This is a genomic window from Bradyrhizobium sp. JR4.1 (genome assembly GCF_040548605.1).
GTDB classification, from domain to species: Bacteria; Pseudomonadota; Alphaproteobacteria; order Rhizobiales; family Xanthobacteraceae; genus Bradyrhizobium; species Bradyrhizobium canariense.
Window position 1 is genome coordinate 138975 of record NZ_JBEPRY010000009.1, and the last position, 15634, is coordinate 154608.

13 protein-coding genes and 1 pseudogene are annotated in these 15634 nt (G+C 62.0%); 6 read left to right on the forward strand and 8 right to left on the reverse strand.

From position 1 onward, the window contains the following. Positions 1-19: 19 nt before the first annotated feature. Positions 20-526, reverse strand: coding sequence for a hypothetical protein (locus ABIB90_RS19820; protein ID WP_354201246.1), 507 nt, complete (start codon positions 524-526; stop codon positions 20-22). A gap of 60 nt (positions 527-586) precedes the next feature. On the opposite strand from ABIB90_RS19820, the pseudogene ABIB90_RS19825 reads away from it, so the two are divergent. After that, positions 587-979 (forward strand): annotated as a pseudogene (locus ABIB90_RS19825) (acyl-CoA dehydrogenase family protein); the annotation flags it as partial. Positions 980-1039: 60 nt separating this feature from the next. Then, positions 1040-2284 carry an acyl-CoA dehydrogenase family protein gene (locus ABIB90_RS19830; protein WP_354170238.1) on the forward strand — a complete coding sequence of 415 codons (1245 nt, stop codon included), beginning with the start codon at positions 1040-1042 and terminating at the stop codon, positions 2282-2284. Positions 2285-2351: 67 nt separating this feature from the next. Here the strand turns inward: ABIB90_RS19830 and ABIB90_RS19835 are convergent, their stop codons facing one another. From ABIB90_RS19835 to ABIB90_RS19860, 6 genes are all read right to left on the reverse strand, one after another. Next, entirely contained in the window at positions 2352-3890 is a 1539-nt protein-coding gene (locus ABIB90_RS19835; protein WP_354170131.1) for an acyl-CoA synthetase, read from the reverse strand. Positions 3891-3991: 101 nt separating this feature from the next. Continuing rightward, positions 3992-5152, reverse strand: coding sequence for an ABC transporter substrate-binding protein (locus tag ABIB90_RS19840; RefSeq protein ID WP_354201247.1), 1161 nt, complete (start codon positions 5150-5152; stop codon positions 3992-3994). 249 nt (positions 5153-5401) lie between these two features. Then, positions 5402-7504 (reverse strand): 3-hydroxyacyl-CoA dehydrogenase NAD-binding domain-containing protein, encoded by a 2103-nt coding sequence (locus ABIB90_RS19845; RefSeq protein ID WP_354201248.1) that lies wholly within the window; start codon positions 7502-7504, stop codon positions 5402-5404. 52 nt (positions 7505-7556) lie between these two features. Beyond that, complete coding sequence (locus ABIB90_RS19850) at positions 7557-8765, reverse strand: acetyl-CoA C-acetyltransferase (RefSeq protein WP_354170125.1); 1209 nt, start codon at positions 8763-8765, stop codon at positions 7557-7559. 90 nt (positions 8766-8855) lie between these two features. Next, entirely contained in the window at positions 8856-10109 is a 1254-nt protein-coding gene (locus ABIB90_RS19855) for a cytochrome P450 (RefSeq protein WP_354170123.1), read from the reverse strand. A 99-nt stretch (positions 10110-10208) separates the two neighbouring features. Next, the gene (locus tag ABIB90_RS19860; RefSeq protein ID WP_354170121.1) at positions 10209-11183 is read right to left on the reverse strand and encodes a helix-turn-helix domain-containing protein; all 975 of its coding nucleotides are present in this window, start codon (positions 11181-11183) and stop codon (positions 10209-10211) included. Between the two features lie 130 nt (positions 11184-11313). On the opposite strand from ABIB90_RS19860, the gene ABIB90_RS19865 reads away from it, so the two are divergent. The 4 genes from ABIB90_RS19865 to ABIB90_RS41640 all read left to right on the forward strand — a co-directional run bounded on the left by ABIB90_RS19865 (position 11314) and on the right by ABIB90_RS41640 (position 15309). Further along, a complete protein-coding gene (locus tag ABIB90_RS19865; protein WP_354170119.1) occupies positions 11314-12522 on the forward strand; it encodes a CaiB/BaiF CoA transferase family protein in 1209 nt (402 codons plus the stop codon). 69 nt (positions 12523-12591) lie between these two features. Beyond that, a complete protein-coding gene (locus tag ABIB90_RS19870) occupies positions 12592-13848 on the forward strand; it encodes an ABC transporter substrate-binding protein (RefSeq protein ID WP_354170236.1) in 1257 nt (418 codons plus the stop codon). Positions 13849-13980: 132 nt separating this feature from the next. Next, positions 13981-14961, forward strand: a complete 981-nt coding sequence (locus tag ABIB90_RS19875; protein WP_354170115.1) for an NADPH:quinone oxidoreductase family protein — start codon at positions 13981-13983, stop codon at positions 14959-14961. A gap of 99 nt (positions 14962-15060) precedes the next feature. After that, positions 15061-15309, forward strand: a complete 249-nt coding sequence (locus ABIB90_RS41640; protein WP_502918242.1) for a hypothetical protein — start codon at positions 15061-15063, stop codon at positions 15307-15309. Here ABIB90_RS41640 and ABIB90_RS19885 read toward each other — a convergent pair. Continuing rightward, entirely contained in the window at positions 15303-15530 is a 228-nt protein-coding gene (locus tag ABIB90_RS19885; RefSeq protein WP_354170113.1) for a hypothetical protein, read from the reverse strand. The genes ABIB90_RS41640 and ABIB90_RS19885 overlap by 7 nt on opposite strands. Positions 15531-15634: the final 104 nt, after the last annotated feature.

Below are 15634 nucleotides of genomic sequence, written 5' to 3' on the forward strand. Positions count from 1 at the left end.
TGGCGTTGACCGCGACTTCTCACAAAAGTAGAATGGTAGGACCAAACTGCAAAAGGCCGCCAGAATGCTGCGGGAGTTGCCCTCGGACGAGGATCGTCAGATCTTGAAGGAAGCCGTCCGGGGATTCTTTGAGGACGTGTCGGACAAGGCCGCCCAGGCGACCCCTTGGCTGTGGAAGAAACTGGCCGCCCAGGGTTTGACCCAGATTGCAGCCTCTCCCGCCGAAGGCGGCTTGCGCGAGATTGTGCTGGTCCAGGAAGAGGTTGGCCGCATTGCGTGCCGTGCACCGCTCGCGGATGCAGCCCTGATCAACCTCATGCAGCTTCGAGGCCGCGACAATGGCCGTGCCTTGACGTCTTTTGTAGATGAGCTCCATCGCGGTGACGCGGTAGTCGCCGTGTCTTTTGCAGGCTTCGACCATGATGGAGCCGCAGGCTCGGCGAAAATGGAAGCGGATCGCCTGGTTGCGGAGCTGGGATTCGTCGAATCCGCCGACATCGTTACGCATCTGGCCATATTCGTGCATGGCCCGGCACTGGCTATCGTCGAGGCCGGCGAAGGTGTTGCCGCTGAACCGACCCCGGTGATGGGAAAGGCGGGCAGGTGGCGGGTTCGCGTCGATGCGGTTCCGATCGTCCTGGTGCCGTTCACGGATGCCGAGGTCCGGGACCTTCTCACGGTCGCGGCCCTGGGTGAGAGCGCGCGGGCGTTCGGCGCAGCCCGGCGCGCGTTCGAGCAGGCCGTTGCCTATGCCGGCGAACGTCGGCAATTCGGACAACCTATCGGACGTTTCCAGGCCATCCAGCACAAGCTCGCGAACTGCCACATCGCTTTGCGCGCGGTACAGCTGACGATTGCGAATGCCGCCGCTCAATATGATCTGGAAGCCGGGCAATGGCGCTGGTTCGCAGCCGCAGCCCTGGCCACCGCTGCCGGTTCTCTTCGCCAGGTATCGCTTGAGACCCAGCACGCCTTCGGCGCGATCGGCTACAGCGAGGAGCATGACGCTCCGCGGCACTTCAGGCAGGTCCATGTCGGCATGCTTCGTCATGGCGGCCAGCGCCCGCCGGTCGAGCAACTCGCGAGCCATTTTCTCGATCACGGCAGCGGTGCGTTTCCCGAATACGATCTGGGGGCGTCCGGAAATGCCTTCCGCAACGAGGTTCGCGCCTGGCTCGACGGGTATTGGTCAGGCGAGCGTCGCGCGCGGCACGAGCAGCTCTCCTTCCATGAGCGGGAGTATGACCGCGAATTTGCTCGGGCGCTGGGCCAGACCGGCTGGATTGGCCTCAACTGGCCGAAACGGTTCGGCGGTCAGGAGCGAGGCGCCTTCGAACAGCTTGCCTTCATGGAGGAGATGGAGCGCGCCGGCGCGCCGCGTGTCGGTGCGCCCGTGCAGGCCGCGATGCTCCAGGTCTACGGCACGCCAGAGCAGCAGCGCCGCTATCTTCCGGAAATCCTGCGAGGGGAAGCCATCTACGGCATGGGCTACAGCGAACCACAAGCCGGCTCCGACCTCGCGTCGCTGAAGACCCGCGCGGTTCGCGACGGCGACCATTATGTGATCAATGGGCAGAAGATCTGGACCACGACCTATTGGGGCGAGTACATGCTGCTCGCGACCCGCACCGATCCGAATGCGACACCGCCTCATGCAGGCATCACCATGTTCATCGTTCCGATGACGACGCCCGGCATCACGATCCGCCCTTCCGAAACGATGTATGGCGGCACCTTCGCCAACATCTTCTATGACGACGTGCGCGTGCCGGCAGAAAACCGCATTGGCGCCGAAGGTGAAGGCTGGAAGGTGCTGACCGGGGCGTTGGCAACCGAACGCGGCTTCATCGGCGGCGGGATCGTGCTCAAGGTTGCCGGCATGTTCGAACTGCTGTGCGGGCACATCCGTATCGCCGAACGCCACGGTAAGCTGATGCGGCACGATCCTGTCGTGCGCGCCAGGGTTGGTACGCTCGCGGCTGAAATCGAGGCAGGACGGCGCATGATGGTCCATTGCGCCGAGCTGGTCGACAAGGGCGAGACGCCGCCCGACGAAGCGGCCGTTAGCAAGGTCTATTCCGGCGAGTTGATGGAGCGCTTCGGCGAGACCGCACTCGATCTGCTCGGGCTGGAGGCCTTGGTCAGCGAGGGCGACCCTGGCGCCGTGCTGCACGGGCGCATCGAACAAAATCTCCGACATTCGCTGATGTGGGTCATCAGCATCGGCACCAATGAAATCCAGCGCAGCTTGATCGCCCAACGCGGACTTGGATTGCCGCGATAGGGAGGCCGAGGTCAGATGTCGCAGAGAAAAATCCTCCACAGCCTCCGCAGAGAGCCTGACGATCTAACTAGATGCGCCTGCCCGTATCGCTCCAGAAAGGATCCTTGAGCCGGCGCTTGAATATCTTCCCGCTTTCCTCGCGCGGAAGCGCTGCATGGAAATCGATCCGCCGCGGCACCTTGTATTTGGCGATACGTTCGGCGAGATAGGCCCGCACCTGCTCCGTCGTGAGTTCATGGCCAGGTTCGAGTTCGATTGCGGCAGCCAGCGACTCGCCGAACTCATCGTCGGGTATGCCGAACACGGCGCAGTCGCGGACGCCGGGACATTGAATCAGAGCCGATTCAATCTCGGCAGGATAGATGTTGACCCCGGCCGAGATCACCATGTCCGACCGCCGATCGCACAGATATAGCCGGTCGTTCTTGAGATAGCCGACATCGCCAACGCTGATCAGCCCGTCCCGCTCGACCGATTTTCGCTTGGCGGCGTCGTTGAGGTAGACGAAATCCGCCAGCGAGTCCTGACGAACGTAGATCTCGCCCACCTCGCCCGGCGCAACCGGCTTGCCGTCGTCGCCGTAGAGCGCAATCCGGGCACCCGGCGTGAGCCGCCCGACGCTGCCGGGGTGAGCCAGCCAATCTTCCGGCGTGCTCAGCATGACGGCTCCAACCTCCGTCCCGCCGTAGGTCTCGTAAATGACCGGCCCCCACCAATCCATCAGCGCCTGCTTGATCTCCGGCGCGCAGGGCGCGCCCGTGTGGATCACCCATCGCAGCGAGCTCACATCGTATCGGCGGCGGGTCTCCTCCGGCAGACGCATCAGACGGACAAACATGGTGGGAACCATGACCGCATGCGTGATCCTTTGCCGCTCGATGAGCGCCAGCGTTTCTTCCGGCTCGAATTTGGATTGGAACGCGATGAAATCGGCCTGTGCGATGGCCTGACGCAAACAGGCGTTCGGAGACGCATGATAGAGCGGACCGCCGATCAACACGCGCACGCCGGGTGCCATGCCGTAGACCGCCCGCATCAGTTCCCCATACGCTTTGGCCTGCTCGGCCGTCGCAGGTTCGCGCTTCACGCCCTTCGGGTGTCCCGTCGTGCCCGACGTGTAGATCAGCGTAGCGCGGCTGCGCGGCGGGGCGCTGCTCCAGGGCTGGAATTCCGCCAGCCAAACCGGCCAGCTGCGGTCCGATACACTCGGCTTCTCGGCACCTTGCGGAACGCCGAACTGCCGAACGAGTTCGGGCGGCGTCGGTACGCTCAGCACGAGAATCCCGTCCAAGACCTCCTTGAGCTCGTCGCGAACTGCCGCGAGCAGATCGGCATGAGCCACCAGGACTTTGGGCTTCGCGTCCTTGAGGACGTAAGCGATTTCCTGCGCCCGACCGTGCCAATTGATCGGCACGCAATAGGCGCCGATCAGGGAGGCGGCCTGTGTCGCCTCGACGAAGGCGAAGTCGTTGCGCAGCAGAACCGCAACAGTATCCCCCTCGCAGACTCCGGAAGCATGCAGGCCGCTGGCTGCGCGAGCCGCGTTCGTGAGCACCTCTTCGCGCGCGCGCGCTGTTCCATCGAGAAAAATCAGTGGCGAAGTCATCATTCCTCTAACAATGTTCTGCGTGGGGCGTGAGAGCGGCTTCTGGTGAAGCGCACGACTGTTCGGCCGCTTGTCTGGTGATCATTCTGCAAAACGACCCACTACTGCGTTGCAAGTTTACAGTCCGGATTTGGCGCCTCCGACATCAACTCTTCGGCTTTCATACGTCGGACGATCTTGAAATAGTCCCACGGGGCTTTTGATTCCTCCGGCGACTTGACCTGGAGCAGGAACATGTCGCGCATCACGCGGCCATCTGCTCGGATCTTGGCCAAAGGTGTCGTGAGATCTGAAATCGGCAGCTCGTGCATCTTCTTTGCGACCTCAGGTCCGGATGTCGAGCCCGCCGCCTTGACGGCCTTCAGATAGTGCGTGATCGAGCTATAGACTCCCGCCTGCAGAGCGGAAGGCGGTCGCCCCATCTTCTCCCTGAACCGACTTGCGAAACTGCGCGTGTTGTCATCCGTATCCCAGTAGAATGCTGCCGTCGTATAGATGCCCTTCATACGATCCAGCCCCAGGCTGTGCACGTCGGACTCGAACAACATGAGGCTCGCGATGCGCATTCCCTTCTGCAGGAGGCCGAATTCGACGGCGTTCTCGATGAGAAGCACCCCGTCGTGGCCGGCAAAGGACGAGGCAATCGCGTCCGGCCGCGCTTCCTGGGCGGCCAGAAGCAGCGAGGCATAATCCGACGTCCCGATGGCCACGCGCCGCGTGCCGACCAGTTGTCCACCGGTCTCCTTCACGACCTCCGCGACCGCCCGCTCCATTTGGTGTCCGAAGGAATAGTCGGGGCCAACCACGAACCACTTCTTCACGCCGGATTCCGCTGCGCTCAGGACGGGCGCGCGCGGAAGCACACTGGTGTCGAACGTCCACACAAAGCCCGTCGGCGAGCACGACTTGCCGTAGAGATCGAGGGTCCCGGCCCCGGAGATCAGGGCGATCTTCCCCTTTGTATGGGCGAGATTTTGGATTCCGAGCGCAATGGTGGACACGGGTATGTCGGCAATGGCTTCAACATGCTCCTCGTCGAACCAGCGTCGGGCGATGGTCAGGCCAACGTCCGGCTTCAGTTGGTGGTCGGCCGAGACGATCTCGATCGGTCGGCCAAGGACGGTGCTACCGGCGTCGCTGACCGCCAGTTCAGCGGCAACGACCGAGCCGCGACCGACCGTATCGGCGATGACTCCGGACATGTCGGTCAAGACACCGATCTTCAGCGGCTCTCCAACCGCCAGACCGCTCCACAGGAACAAGCCGAGTCCCGCGGCCGCGACGCGTCTTGCCATGAGCAGCTGCCTCCCATTTTATTGGTTGTACCATTGATACATGATGGCGATGGACCCCGCAAGCCCATTCGACCGAACATTCGGCGCGGCCTTTTGTCGGCCTCCGCCGGACAAGAGGTAAGGGAGGCGTCGAGCGCAATCCGCAAATTTCCTGGCTTCGGGCGGGCCACCCACAATCAGTACGACGCGAGGCTCTCCGCTTCCGGCATGCCCTCGTCAGGCGCAGAATCGGCGGTCACCGTCGGCCATCTGCACCAGCATGCGCGGGGCAAGAAAGCGGTCGCCGTATTTCGTAGCGAGCTCGGAGGCCCGTAGAGCGAAAGCCCTGGCTCCAATCATGTCGATGTACTGAAGAGGCCCGCCGGTCCAGCGCGGATAACCGATGCCCAGCACCGCACCGATGTTTGCGTCTCGGGAAGATTCGATGATTTTTTCCTCGAGACAGCGTACGGCTTCGATGGCTTGGACAAAGAGAAAACGGTCGGACAACTCCTCGATAGGAATTTGTGCCGAACTCGGCGGAAAGTGGTCGCGCAAGCCGGGCCAGATTCGTTTTTTTCCACCGGTGGGATATTCATAGAAGCCGCCGCCACCGCCTCGACCGGGCCGCTTCAACACGTTGACCATCCTGTCTACAACGGCCCAGTGAGGATGGGCAGGCGCCGGCTTACCCCCGGCCTGGAGGTCAGCGATGGTCTGGAGGCGAACGCTCCAAGCCAGCGCAAGAGAGGTTTCATCCATGACGGCGAGAGGGCCTACGGGCATTCCGGCCCAGATCGCCGCGTGTTCGATTGCTGCAGGATCGACGCCCTCCGCCAGCATCGCGCCTGCCTCGCGCGTGAAGGTTCCGAACACGCGGCTCGTGAAGAAGCCGCGGCTGTCGTTCACCACGATCGGCGTCTTGTTGATCTGCCGCACGAAGTCGTAAGCCCGGGCCAAAGTCTCTGCCGACGTCATCGCTCCCTTGATGATCTCGACGAGCGGCATCCGATCGACGGGAGAGAAGAAATGCAATCCAATGTAGCTCGCCGGCTTGGCCGAGGCTTGCGCGAGCCCCGTGATCGGAAGCGTCGACGTGTTGGAAGCGAAGATGCCCCCGTCCGCCAAATATGGCTCGGCCTCCTGAGTTACGCTGCGCTTGAGGTCACGATCTTCGAACACCGCCTCGATGATCAGTTCCGATCCCGTCAGATCGCTCGGGTTCTCGGTCGGCTTGATCAAGGCAAGCGCAGCGCTCATGCGATCCACGGACAACCGGCCTTTCTCGACCTGTTTCTGAAGCCCGCTCTCGATCTGCGATTTGGCTTTTTCGGCCTGCTCCCGGCTTACGTCCTTCAAAACGACGGAGATGCCCCGCTGCGCGGCGACCTGGGCAATGCCACGACCCATCAGTCCGGCACCCAACACCCCGATTCGCCCGAAGCTGGCGTCGGGAACGCCTTCCGGCCGGCCCTTCCGGGCCTTGATGTCGTTCATCTGGAAGAAGAACGTCCCGATCATGTTCTTGGCCACGCCACCAACCGCGACCTTCGCGAGGTAACGGCTCTCGATCCGACATGCCGTGTCAAAATCGACGGCGGCCCCTTCGACCGCCGCGGACATCGCGGCTTCCAGGGCTGGGTAACGCAGGCGGTGTTTCTTCATCAGCAACGTGGGCGCGGTTCGCAGCCAAGCCAGAGGCGCCGCGGCATTGGGCGTCGATCCTGGAATGCGAAAGCCTTTGCGATCCCACGGCTGGCCGGCCTCGGGGTTGTCCAAGATCCAGCTGCGCGCCTTCGCGAGCAACTCTTCCTTATCCTGGGCGAGCCCACTCAGCAATTTCAGTTCAAGAGCGCGTTCCGCACCGAAGACTGCGCCGTCGAGGACGAGAGGCATCGCAGCTTCGAGCCCCAGCATGCGGACCAGGCGCACGATACCTCCGGCCCCCGGAATGAGACCGAGAGTGGTCTCTGGAAGACCGAGCTGAAGGCCTCCGTCATTGATAGCGAAGCGCGCATGACAGGCGAGGCCGAGCTCGAAACCGCCGCCGAGCGCCCCGCCATTGATGGCCGCGACCACGGGCTTGCCCAACTTCTCCAGCCGGCGCATCGGCGCCTTGGTGGCTTCGGCACGGGCAAAGAGCGCCGCTGCGTCCTCGGCGGCGAGAAGCCCCTTGAGATCTCCGCCGGCAAAGAACGTCGGCTTACCCGAGGTGAGGATCACACCGACTATCTTCTCGCGTTCCTGCTCGATCCGCTCCACCGCCCCGCGGTAAGCGTCACGAAACGCCTGGGTCATGGTGTTGACGGCCTGCCCCGGCATGTCCATGGTCAGCGTCACGACGCCCTGATCATCCCTTGCATAATCGATGGCGGTCATTCCGAATCCCCGATCAAACACGTTCAATGACAGTTGCGACGCCCATGCCGTCAGCAGCGCACAATGTGACAACGCCCCGCTTCAGCTCGCGCCGCTCTAACTCGTCGAGCAACGTCCCAAGCAACACGCATCCGCTTGCGCCCAAGGGATGCCCGAGCGCGATGGCGCCGCCGTTGACGTTGACTTTCGCCAGCGGCACCTTCGTTTCATCCAGGAAGCGCAACACAACGCTGGCGAACGCTTCGTTCACCTCGTAGAGATCGATGTCTTCGAAGCTCAAGCCCGCCTTGCGGAGCGCCGCTTCCGCGACCGGCGCAGGCCCGGTGAGCATGATCGTCGGTTCGACGCCGAGCGCGGCCGTCGCGATGATCCGCGCGCGTGGCTTCAGTCCGAGTTCGCGCCCCTTGTCAGGGCTTCCGATCAGCATGAGCGCAGCGCCGTCGACGATGCCCGAGGAATTTCCGGCCGTATGAACGTGCCTGATCTCCTCGACCTGAGGATATTTTGACATTGCGATGGCATCGAAACCGCCGAACTCGCCCATCTCGGCAAAGGACGGCTTGAGCTTCGCCAGGCCTTCCATCGTCGCATCTGCCCTGATTGCCTCGTCCGCCGCAAGCAGGACGACGCCATTGATGTCGCGCACCGGCACGAGAGATCGATCGAAGCGCCCTTCGTCGCGCGCCTGGGCCGCCAGGCGTTGCGAGCGCAGCGCGTAGCCATCGATATCCTCGCGCGCACGACCATCGAGCGTGGCCAGCAAGTCCGCGCTCACGCCTTGCGGAATCATCTTTAGCTCGAACGACAGCCGCGGCTGATGATCACGCACACTCGGCGCCGCGCCGATGCCCATGCGCGACATCGACTCGACGCCGCCGGCGACGATCAGATCGTCCCACCCGGAACGGATCTTCTGCGCTGCGAGATTCACGGCATCGAGGCCCGAGCCGCAATAGCGGTTGAGCTGAAGGCCCGGCCCCGCCCAATCCCATCCGGCGGCGAGCGCGGCGGTCTTGGCGATCACGCCACCCTGCTCGCCATACGGCTGCACGCAGCCGATCAGAACATCGTTGATCAGCGCGGTGTCGATTTCAGTCCGCCGCTCCAGCTCTTGCATCAGCCCGGCCAGGAGTTGAACCGGCCCCACTTCGTACAGCGCGCCGTCCGTCCTTCCCTTGCCTCGCGGCGTGCGGATCGCATCGAAGATAATCGCTTCACTCATTTCTGATTCCCGAAGTCGGCCTGAAAGATGATGTCGGGGCGCCCCGCGACAACGCACGGCACCCCGACCATCCGGCACGCGATGGCGTGATCACTGCGCCGGGCAGCTCTTCATACGGTACGTGATGGGCAACCGCTTCGGGCCACTGACCAGATTGGCCTCAATCCACGCGGGCTCCCCCGCCAGTTCGATCGAGTCCACCCGAGCAACAATTTCCGTGAACAGCGCTTTCATCTCCATCCGCGCAAGGTTCAGGCCAAGGCACTGGTGCGCGCCGTGCCCGAAAGCGATATGGCGGTTGGGCGTCCGATCGACCCGGAACGTGAAAGGATCGACGAAAACCTCCTCGTCGCGATTACCGGATGGAAAGCACATCATGAGCGAATCGCCGGCACGGATCTGCTTGCCCCGAAGCTGATAGTCCTGAGTCGCCGTGCGGAAGAAGTGCTTCACCGGCGAGGTCCAGCGCAACATCTCTTCGACTGCGGAATTCAGCAGCTCCGGCGACTCGCGCAACCGACGGAACTCCGCCGGATGCTCGATCAACGCATGCAATCCACCGGCCATCGCCGAACTTGTCGTGTCATGGCCCGCGGTCGCAATCACCAGGTAGTACGAGAGTCTCTCGAAGACTCCGGCCGGATTGCCGCCGACCGACGCATTGGCGATTACCGAGGCGAGATCGTCCTTCGGGTTTCTGCGACGGTCCTCCGCAATAGCGCCGAAGTAAGCAAAAAACTCCTGAGCCGCGACTTGGCGGCCTTGGAAATTGTTGCTTCCTCCCGACAAATCCTTGTCCGACGAGGCGAGCAGCGCCTGCGTGAGCTTGAGCATCTTGGCGTCGTCTTCGCGCGAAACGCCGAGGATCGTCATGATGATCCGCAGCGGGTACCAAAGCGCGACGTCGTTGACGAAATCGCACCGGCCACCGCGCTCGTCCATCACAGCGACAAACTCTGCGGCGAGATCCTTGATCTCCTCCTCGATCTTGCGCAGGTTTACCGGCATGAACCACGCCTGTGTGATGCCGCGGTAAGCACGATGGTCGGGCTCGTCCATGGTGATGAGCGTCCTGACTAATTTCGCGTTCCCCGCGCGGACTCGTCTTTCTTCCTCCTGGATCGGCACGAGGCTACTACGCGGATCGTTGATGAATTTGTCGTTCTGCCGCTCGATTTCGACGATGTCGCTGTGCTTTGCGATGGTCCAGAACGGCCGATAGCCTACAGGTTCGGTCCAGCGAACGGGATCGCTTCGCCGCAGTTCGGCGAAGATTTCGTCGTACTTGCCGGGCGTTCCGTACGTGACAGGGTCTACGACCTGATCATCGATCCGTCCGACCATCGTCTCCTCCAGATGTTTGATTATTTTGCGACACCCTAACATCGGCACGAAACTCAAACCTGCCTCACAGCGCCAAGCACTTGACGCAGGGTGCCAAGTTTATCTCGCAGGAGCCTGCCCGTCGGTGCGGGACGACGACCATTGCCTGGGCGATTGACCGTACCGTGCCCGGAACGCCCGGCTGAAATGCGCGGGGTCGACGAAGCCGACGAGGTACGACACGTCGGTGATGCTCTGAGGCTCCTCCGCGCGGTCTCGCAACAATCGCGCAGCTCGCGCGAGACGTAGCTCTTGGACCAACCCCATAGGCGTCTGATTGATCCGGCGGACCAGCCGGTACAGCGAGCGGCGGGACAGGCCGACAGATCGGCCGATGGCGTCGGGGCCCAGATCGGGATTACTCAACTGAACCTCAATGGCCTGTCTCACCTGGTCGATTTTCCCAGCGTTCGGGATGAAGGCGCTCCGTTTGGCGGCGCTCGCAGGTAGACTTGCCTCCACCGCATCCATAAACAGAACTTCCATCGAAGCCTGAATGCGCAAATTCGGCCATTCGGCAGATCCCAGTGCCTCGGAAATCATTGAGAGTGCAACCCGGCTCTCAGCCGACCTCGCCAGGCGGGTTCCGCCAAGCTGAGAGCGCGGCCAATGTTCGCAATATCGATGACTAACGGTCGCCCCGATCGTTCGACTCCCGTCCGGAATCAGAAATGAAGTCGGCACGGAAGCGTCAAAGATGGCCCATTCGCCGGCCCGGAGTTCCGTCGCACGATCAGACTGCTTCACGAATGCGCTTCCGAATCGCTGCAGCAAAATAAAGCAGCTTCCCGTCTCGGTCGGATCGATCGAAAATCCGTACGTGTCGTTGGCGGGGCCCAGTCCAGATGCGGCGACATAGTTGTCGACCAGCAGTGCATCGCCCAGTCGCTCAAGTCGTCCCCACACAGAGAACGAATGCGCCCGCCTCGTGTAGCGGCTTCCCGCGAAGTGCGGCTCGATAGCGGAGTGCCATTCGTCCGGCGACGTGAAGCGCCGGTGCATCGCGGAAATCGAATTGACGGCGTTGTTCGGCATTCAGCTCTCCACGGGTTATTTTATGAATGGTTGAACCTTTGCGTCAATCGTGATAGATGGATGGAAATCGGACGATCTGGCTAGTCTTGTACAGCCGGCAACAAGTCTGCTTGGCGGCAGGGAGGATCTCGTGGCCGGCGTGTTCCAGGGTCTGAAAGTCATTGACAGCGCCACCTTTGTCGCAGGGCCGGCGGCGGCCGTGATCCTTGCGGACTTCGGCGCGGACGTCGTCAAGATCGAGCCGGTCGGCGCCGGAGATCCGCAGCGCGCTCTCGGTCGACTCCCCAACCTGCCAAAGGCCGACCACAATTACGCGTGGACCATTGCCGCGCGCAGCAAGCGCACGCTTGGGGTAGACCTCAAGAACGAGACTGGTCGAACCATCCTGCGGCAGCTCGTACGTTCCGCCGATGTTTTCATTACCAACCAGTCCCCGGCTTCCCGCTCCCGGCTCGGGATCAGCTATGAGCAGCTTTCGCAGATCAATCCGCGTCTGGTCTATGCGGCTCTCACCGGCTACGGCGAGACAGGCCCCGAGGCTGAAAGACCGGGATTCGACGCCCACGCCTATTGGGCTCGATCGGGATTGGCCGATAACGTGCGATCCGACAGCGAGAGTCCTCCCGCATCACCTACTATGGGAATGGGCGATCAGCCGACTGCCGTCACTCTCTACGCAGGGATCGTCACGGCGCTTCTTCACCGGGAGCGCACGGGCCTGGGAAGCTGCGTCACGACTTCGCTGCTTGCCAACGGAGCCTGGTCGAATGCGGCATCGATCCAGGCGGTCCTGTGCGGCGGCGAGATACAATACCGCCTGCCGCGGAAGGCGACCCGGAACGCTTTGACGTGCTTTTACCGGTGCGCTGACGACCGCTGGTTCATGATCAGCCTGGTGCAGGAGGAACGCGACTGGCCTCGGTTCTGCAAGGCAATCGGCCGCTCCGCATTGATCGAGGATTCGCGCTTCTCGGCGCTTGCAACACGGCGCACCAATGCGGCCGAGCTCGTGGCGATTCTCGACGAGCTGTTTGCGACCCGTGTCTCGTCCGACTGGCACCACGTATTTCAGGGGGCCGATCTGACCGCAGCGATCGTGACAAAAGCCGGAGATCTGGTCGGCGACGACCAGATGTATCATGCCGGCGCGCTTGTTGAAGCCGAATGGATGCCGGGACATGGCGCAATCGTGGACAGCCCGTTCCGAATAAGCGGCGTAACGAAGAGGCCACCGAAACCCGCTCCGGAATTGGGCCAGCATAGTGGGCAGATCCTGGAGGAGCTTGGATATTCCGACGAGGACATTGCTCGCCTGAAAGACTCCGGCGTCGTGCGCTGATTGACGTACCAACGGGCCTCCCCGGCCCTAACCTTTTTCCAGCACAGCAGCAGCCTGAGCTGCTGGCGTATGTCGATAGGTGGATCAACCGTGCTACCAAGACACCTGCCCCAAGTCGTCGCCGTTGCCTTGGCAGTAAGCTTTGCGGCTCTGCCGGCCAATGCAACCGAAAAGAAATACGATCCCGGCGTCACAGACAACGAGATCAAAATCGGAAATATCGCTCCCTATAGCGGGCCAGCGTCGGCCTACGGCATCATCGGTCGCACCGCCGCGGCGTTTTTTCGAAAGGTGAACGATGAAGGTGGCATCAACGGGCGCAAGATCACGTTCATCAGCTACGATGATGCGTTCAGCCCGCCGAAGGCCGTGGAGCAGGCGAGAAAGCTGGTCGAGAGTGACGAGGTACTCATGATCTACCAGTCGGTTGGAACGGCTTCCAACGCGGCGATCCAGAAGTTCCTGAATGCGCGGAAGGTGCCGCAGCTCTTTATCGCAAGCAATGCGACGCGCTGGGGCGATCCGGGACATTTTCCCTGGACCATGGGGTGGCAGCCGAACTTCCAGAGCGAAGGGCGCGCGTACGCGAAATACATCCTGCAGAACCATCCCAACGCGAAGATCGGCATTCTCTGGCAAAATGACGACGGCGGGCGAGATCAGGTGAAGGGCTTGCGTGATGGGCTGGGCGAAAAGGCCTCGATGATCGTCGCCGAATCCTCGTTTGAATTGTCCGAACCGACGATCGACCCTCACATCGCGCGGCTGAGAAACTCCGGCGCGGACATTTTCGTGTCCTGGACCACGCCGAAAGCAAGCGCTCAGGCCATCCGCAAGCTCGCAGAACTCGACTGGAAGCCGGTCGTCTTCCTCGCAGGCGTCTCCACGTCGGTTGCGAGTGTGCTCCGTCCTGCCGGTCTGGAGAACGCCAAAGGGATCATCTCGAATGCCTATTTGAAGGACCCCGGCGATTCCGCCTGGAGCAACGATGCGGCCACAAGAGATTGGAATGCGTTCATGGACAGGTATCTTCCCGATGGCGACAAGGCAGATCGCGTCATTGTCTATAGCTACGCGGTTGCCCACACCTTGCTCGAGGTCCTCAAGCGATGCGGCGACGACCTCACGCGCGACAACATCATGCGGCAGGCGGCGAACTTGAAAGACCTGGATGTTCCGATGCTCTTGCCAGGCATCAAGATCAATACGTCTGCCAAAGACTATTTTCCGGTCGAACAGATGCAGCTCATTCGCTTCGACGGTCAGAGATGGCAGCCTCTGGGAGAGGTGATCGACGGCGAAGTCGGAAGCGCCGGGACGAACTGAAGTGAGCTCGAGACAGTTCTTACCGAACGAAAACGCATTCGCGCGTCAATGCAATCCGCCGAAAGCTGATTCATCGACGGTCAGGCCGAATGAGGGAATTGGCTGCAATGCCGGCATGTGGCGGGGAATTCAATGAAGGCAGTCGTCGTTGAGAATTATTCGTCGATAGATGAAGTTGAATTGAGGCAGGCTCCCATGCCTGCACTCGTGCCGGGTTCGTTGCGCGTGAGAGTGCGGGCGGTGGGAATCGGCTTCGTCGACGGCCTTAAAGTGCAGGGCCTCTACCAGACGAAGGACCCGCTGCCATTCATTCCCGGAACAGAATTCGCGGGCGAGGTCGAGGCTGTGGGCGACGGGGTAACTGGCTATACCCCGGGCATCCAGGTGATGGGCATGGTCCGCTCGGGCGCACTCGCGGAGTACGTTACTGTTCCAGCCGAGGCGGTATGCATTCTCCCCGATGGTGTTTCCGCGGAGGCAGGCGCCTCTTTTCGCGCCAATTATCTCACGGCCCACTATACGCTGACAGAACGTGCGAAGCTGAAATCCGGCGAACAGATGCTCGTCCTGGGCGCAGCTGGAGGAGTCGGAACGGCCGCGATACAGATGGGCAAGCTAATCGGTGCCCGCGTCATTGCTGCAGCGTCGACCGAAGAGAAACGTGAATTTGCCCTCGGCCTTGGAGCAGATGCAGCGATCGACTACACACGCCCGAATTGGCGCGAGGAGCTCAAGGATCTGACCGAGAACCGTGGCTGCGACGTCATCGTCGATCCCGTTGGCGGGGCGATCTCGCTCGAAGCATTTCGCTCAATTGCCTGGAAAGGGCGGCACCTCGTGATCGGCTTTGCCGCGGGCAACATTCCCGCTCTCCCGTTCAACCTTCCGCTTCTCAAGGGCGGCGCGCTCCTCGGCGTCGATATGGCGCAGGTCCCGCGGCGCGAGCCGGAGGTGTACCGGCGCATCCTGACAGACTTGCTTCGCTTGCTGAGCGAAGGACGATTGAAGCCGGCGGTCGGCAAGATTTTCGATATCGAGGACTTCCAAGATGCATTCAAGGCACTCGCCGGCCGCCAAACATGGGGCAAGGTGGTTGTGAGAGTTGCTCCTTGAGCGCACCGGAACCGTTCCTCCACTTGCGACTCGAGTTAACATGACCGTCACGAACCGAGGATCGCAACGCGGTTGCGCCTGTCTTTGGCGGCGGCTCCGATGCTCAGGGTATCGGGCGTCGACCTCGTCACCGCGGTATGCCGTTCGGGGGTGATTGGCGCCTTCCCTACCGCGAGAGGAGAAAAAGCCAATCCCTTGACCAAACCCCGAATAGAAAACCATACAGAGGTGGCTCTCTTCTCGGTGGGAAAACCGGCTCAGTTTGGTCAAGCCGAAGAGGTTGCCTCCGCCATCATCAAAGCCGGAGGCGACATGATCGCTTCGCAACCAAGTGCTGGCCTTCAATGATCGGCTAGCCGGCAGAATACCTGTTTCAGTTTCGACCATGTCCGCCGCCGCGCGCCCAAGGCACCATCAGGGCGTAGCCCGGCCTCGCGGACGATGCCGGCGGCGCGATCGGACTCGCGCTGGAGCTCTTCGCGGGTAATGATCCCGGTCGGCCCTGCGGCCGCGTCGACATCGACCGCGGCGACCCCACCCGGCAGCGCCTTGACGTCGCCCCCGATCACCCTGCCCCGGCGAACAAGCGAATGCGCACGGGGCCGCGACGCTTTGGAGAAATTCTCTGGCTTGGCGAAGCCATCGGGACACGACGGGCAAAGCAGATCGTCCG